The organism is Micromonospora sp. NPDC048843, assembly GCF_040649965.1.
Taxonomy (GTDB): Bacteria; Actinomycetota; Actinomycetes; order Mycobacteriales; family Micromonosporaceae; genus Micromonospora; species Micromonospora hortensis.
Map to the genome: position 1 here is coordinate 1 of NZ_JBEZGJ010000324.1, position 3,892 is coordinate 3,892.

1 protein-coding gene is annotated in these 3,892 nt (G+C 67.4%); it reads left to right on the plus strand.

Annotated elements, in window-relative coordinates:
• Positions 1-26 precede the first annotated feature (26 nt).
• A partial coding sequence (locus tag AB0C20_RS35525; RefSeq protein WP_357569654.1) for an SDR family NAD(P)-dependent oxidoreductase occupies positions 27-3,892 on the plus strand: 3,866 nt, incomplete at its 3' end.

The window sequence follows — 3,892 nt, forward strand, 5'->3', positions numbered from 1 at the left end:
ACCGCCCGTACTGGTACCGGGAACACGTGAGCGGCTTCCTTTCGCTGACGCCGTGGGTACTGGCTGGGCCGAGCCGGGCGGCGGTGCGCGGACACGCGGACCGACTCAGTGGCTTTCTGAACGACCGGTCGGGCGTACGCCCGATCGACGTGACCGCGACCCTGGCGGGCAGGCCCATGTCGCATCCGTACCGCGCGGTGGTACTCGGCCGGGACCAGGCAGGCATGCTGGCCGGGTTGCACGGGCTGGCCCTCGGCAGCGCAGACGACCAGGTGGTCGAGGGTGCTGGCGTACCAGGGTCGCGACCGGTGCTGTTGTTCCCAGGTCAGGGCTCACAGTGGCACGGAATGGGCGCCGACCTGCTGAACCGTTCACCGGTCTTTGCCGCACAGATAGACGCCTGCGAGCAGGCGTTGGCACCATACATTGACTGGTCATTGCGAGACGTCCTCCGCGGTGCCGCCGAGGCGCCGTCCCTGGAACGGGTCGACGTAGTCCAACCAGCCCTGTTCGCGGTCATGGTGTCCCTCAGCGCGCTGTGGGCCTCCCACGGCATCACACCTGCCGCCGTTGTCGGACACTCGCAGGGCGAGATTGCCGCTGCCTATGTCGCAGGAGGGCTGTCGCTGCAGGATGCCGCTGCTGTCGTCGCCCTACGTAGCCGAGCCCTACGCGGACTTTCCGGACAGGGCGGCATGGCCTCGACAAGTCTCGATTTGAGCGAGACGCACCGGAGGCTGACCCCGTGGGCGGACCGCTTGTCGATCGCCGCGGTGAACGGCCCGCGCAGCATCGTCGTCTCCGGCGACGTGTCCGCCCTGGATGAATTCGTCACTGCCTGCGCCGCAGAGGGTGTTCAGGTCAAACGCATCGGCGTGGACTACGCCTCGCACAGTCTGCAGGTGGAGCAGGTCCGCGATCAGCTTCTAGCCGCTCTGGTCGGTATCGCTCCCCGCACCGGCACTATCCCTTTCTATTCCACAGTGACCGGGAAAATACTCGACACCGCCGAACTCGGAGCCCAGTACTGGTACGACAACTTGCGCCGCACCGTCCAATTCGAGGGGGCCACCCGGGTCCTGTTGACCCTCGGGCATCGCGTTTTTATCGAATGCAGCCCCCATCCCGTCCTGACCCTCGGCGTGGAACAGACCATCGACGGCAGCGACCAGCAGGCGGTGGCGATCGGAACGCTCCGCCGAGACGAGGGAAGCCTGGATCGGTTCACCACCTCCCTTGCTGAGGCGTTCGTCCAGGGTGTCGACGTGAATTGGCCTGCCACGTTCGCCGGATCCTCCGTCACCCATCTTGACCTTCCCGACAGCATCGTTGACCTCGCCCACGGTCCTGGGCCGGCATCGCCCGCCGAAACCACCTTCTGGCAGGCCGTCGAGCGGGAGGATCTGGCGGTCCTGTCCGCCACCCTTGGCGTCAACGGTGGCGACACCCGTTCTTCGCTGTCTGCCCTCCTGCCTCTTTTGTCGTCCTGGCGACGCGGCCAACACACCCGCACCACCCTAGATTCCTGGCGATACCGAGTGACATGGAAGCCGGTTTCGGCAGGAGGCACCGCCGCATCAGGAACCTGGCTGCTTGTCACACCCGAGCAGCATGATCAGGAGTGGGTGCACGCCACCACCCGAGCCCTCACCGATCACGGCATCACCGTTCGCCACCTCGCAGTCGACGCCGCAACCACCGACCGGGCGCAGCTGAGTAGCCAGCTCCACGACCTCACCGAGCACACCCCGGAATTGGACGGCGTGCTGTCACTGCTCGCCCTGGACGAGGCGCCACATCCGCAGCACCCCGCGACCCCCGCAGGCCTGGCCGCCACCGTCACCCTGCTGCAGGCACTCGGCGACACCCACGTCGATGCGCCGCTCTGGTGCGCCACAGCCGGGGCAGTAGCGGTGCGCCCACACGATAGGGTGGACAGGCCGATACAAGCCCAAATTTGGGGAATTGGCCGAGTCGCCGCTCTCGAACACCCGCACCGCTGGGGCGGACTCATCGACCTACCCGAACACGCCACCGCCGAGGACATCGCCCACCTGGCCGCCGCCCTACGAGGCATCGACGACGAAGACCAGCTAGCCCTCCGTCCAGGCGGAATCTATGTACGGCGACTAATCCGCGCCGCGTATCCGCACCCTGCACCGAACCAATGGCAGACCCGCGACACCGCCCTGATCACCGGCGGCACCGGCGGCGTCGGCGCCCACCTCGCCCGCTGGCTCGCCAGCGGCGGTGCCAGCCACATCGTGCTGACCAGCCGGCGAGGAACCGATGCACCCGGCGCAGCCGCCCTCGAGGCCGAACTAGCGCAGCACGGAGTCGGCGTCACCATCGCCGCATGCGACGTGGGCGACCGCGCCGCGCTCGCCGCACTCATCCGGCAAGTCGAAGCCGATGCCCCGCCCATCCGAACGGTGATACACGCCGCCGGCGTCGGACACTTCGGGGCCATCGACGACATCACCGCCGCCAACCTGAGTCACGCACTCGATGCGAAAGTCGCCGGTGCCGCGAACCTCGACAGTCTGTTCGACGACCAGCTCGACGCGTTCGTCCTCATCTCGTCCATCGCCGGCGTTTGGGGCAGCACCGCCCACGGCGCGTACGCGGCTGGCAACGCCTTCCTCGACGCGCTGGCCGAACACCGCCGCCACCGTGGCCTACCCGCCACCTCGGTTGCCTGGGGTGCCTGGGCTGGCGGCGGCATGACTCAAGGCGAAGGAGTCGAGCAACTCCGACGCAACGGCATCCTGCAAATGCCGGCGGATTTGGCCACCGCCGCGCTGCAAGAGGCACTTACCCACGACGAAACCGTTCTGACCATTGCCGACGTGGACTGGAACCTCTTCGCACCCACCTTCACCATGTCCCGGCCCCGGCCGCTGCTCAACGACCTGCCCGACGTCCGACAGATCCTCGCCTTCGACAAGACCGAATCACGCACGCCCCCAACCAACTCCGACCTCACACGACAGCTGGCCGAACTCAATCGAAACGAGCAGGACCAGACGCTGCTCGACCTGGTCCGCGCCCACGCCGCGTCGGTCCTCGGCCACCCCACCCCCGACACGGTGCTACCCGAGCGGGCGTTCCGTGATCTCGGCGGTGACTCCATTACCGCGGTGGAACTCCGCAACCGTCTGAACACGGCAACCGGACTGCGGCTACCGGCAACCCTCGCGTTTGACTATCCGACACCGGTCGCCATCGCCACCTACCTACGCGCCACGCTGGTTGGCGAGTCGGCCGCCGTCACGCCCTCGGTACCCCAACAGTCACGGCCCGACCTAACCGAAGGCGACGACCCAATCGCCATTGTGGGCATGGCATGCCGCTTCCCCGGTGGAGTGCAGTCCCCAGAGGACCTGTGGCGCCTGGTAACAGGCGAAGGCGACGCCATATCCCCGTTCCCCACCGACCGAGGTTGGGACGTCGACGGCCTGTACGACCCAGACCCAGACAGACTCGGAAAGACCTACGCCCGACACGGCGGATTCCTCCCCGACGTGGGCGAATTCGACGCAGCCCTGTTCGGGATCTCCCCACGCGAGGCCCTGGCCATGGACCCTCAACAGCGCCTCCTGCTGGAAACCGCGTGGCAAACCCTCGAACAGTCCGGCATCAACCCTATGGCCCTGCGCGGCACCCAGACCGGCGTCTTCGTCGGCGCCGTGGCCCCCGACTACGCCAGCGGCGCCCCCCAGGTACCGCACGTCGCCGAAGGCTATGCGGTTACGGGTAGTGCGGCGAGTGTGATTTCGGGGCGGTTGTCGTACACCTTTGGGTTGGAGGGCCCGGCGGTGACGGTGGATACGGCGTGTTCGTCGTCGTTGGTGGCGTTGCATTTGGCGGCGCAGGCGTTGCGGGCGGGTGA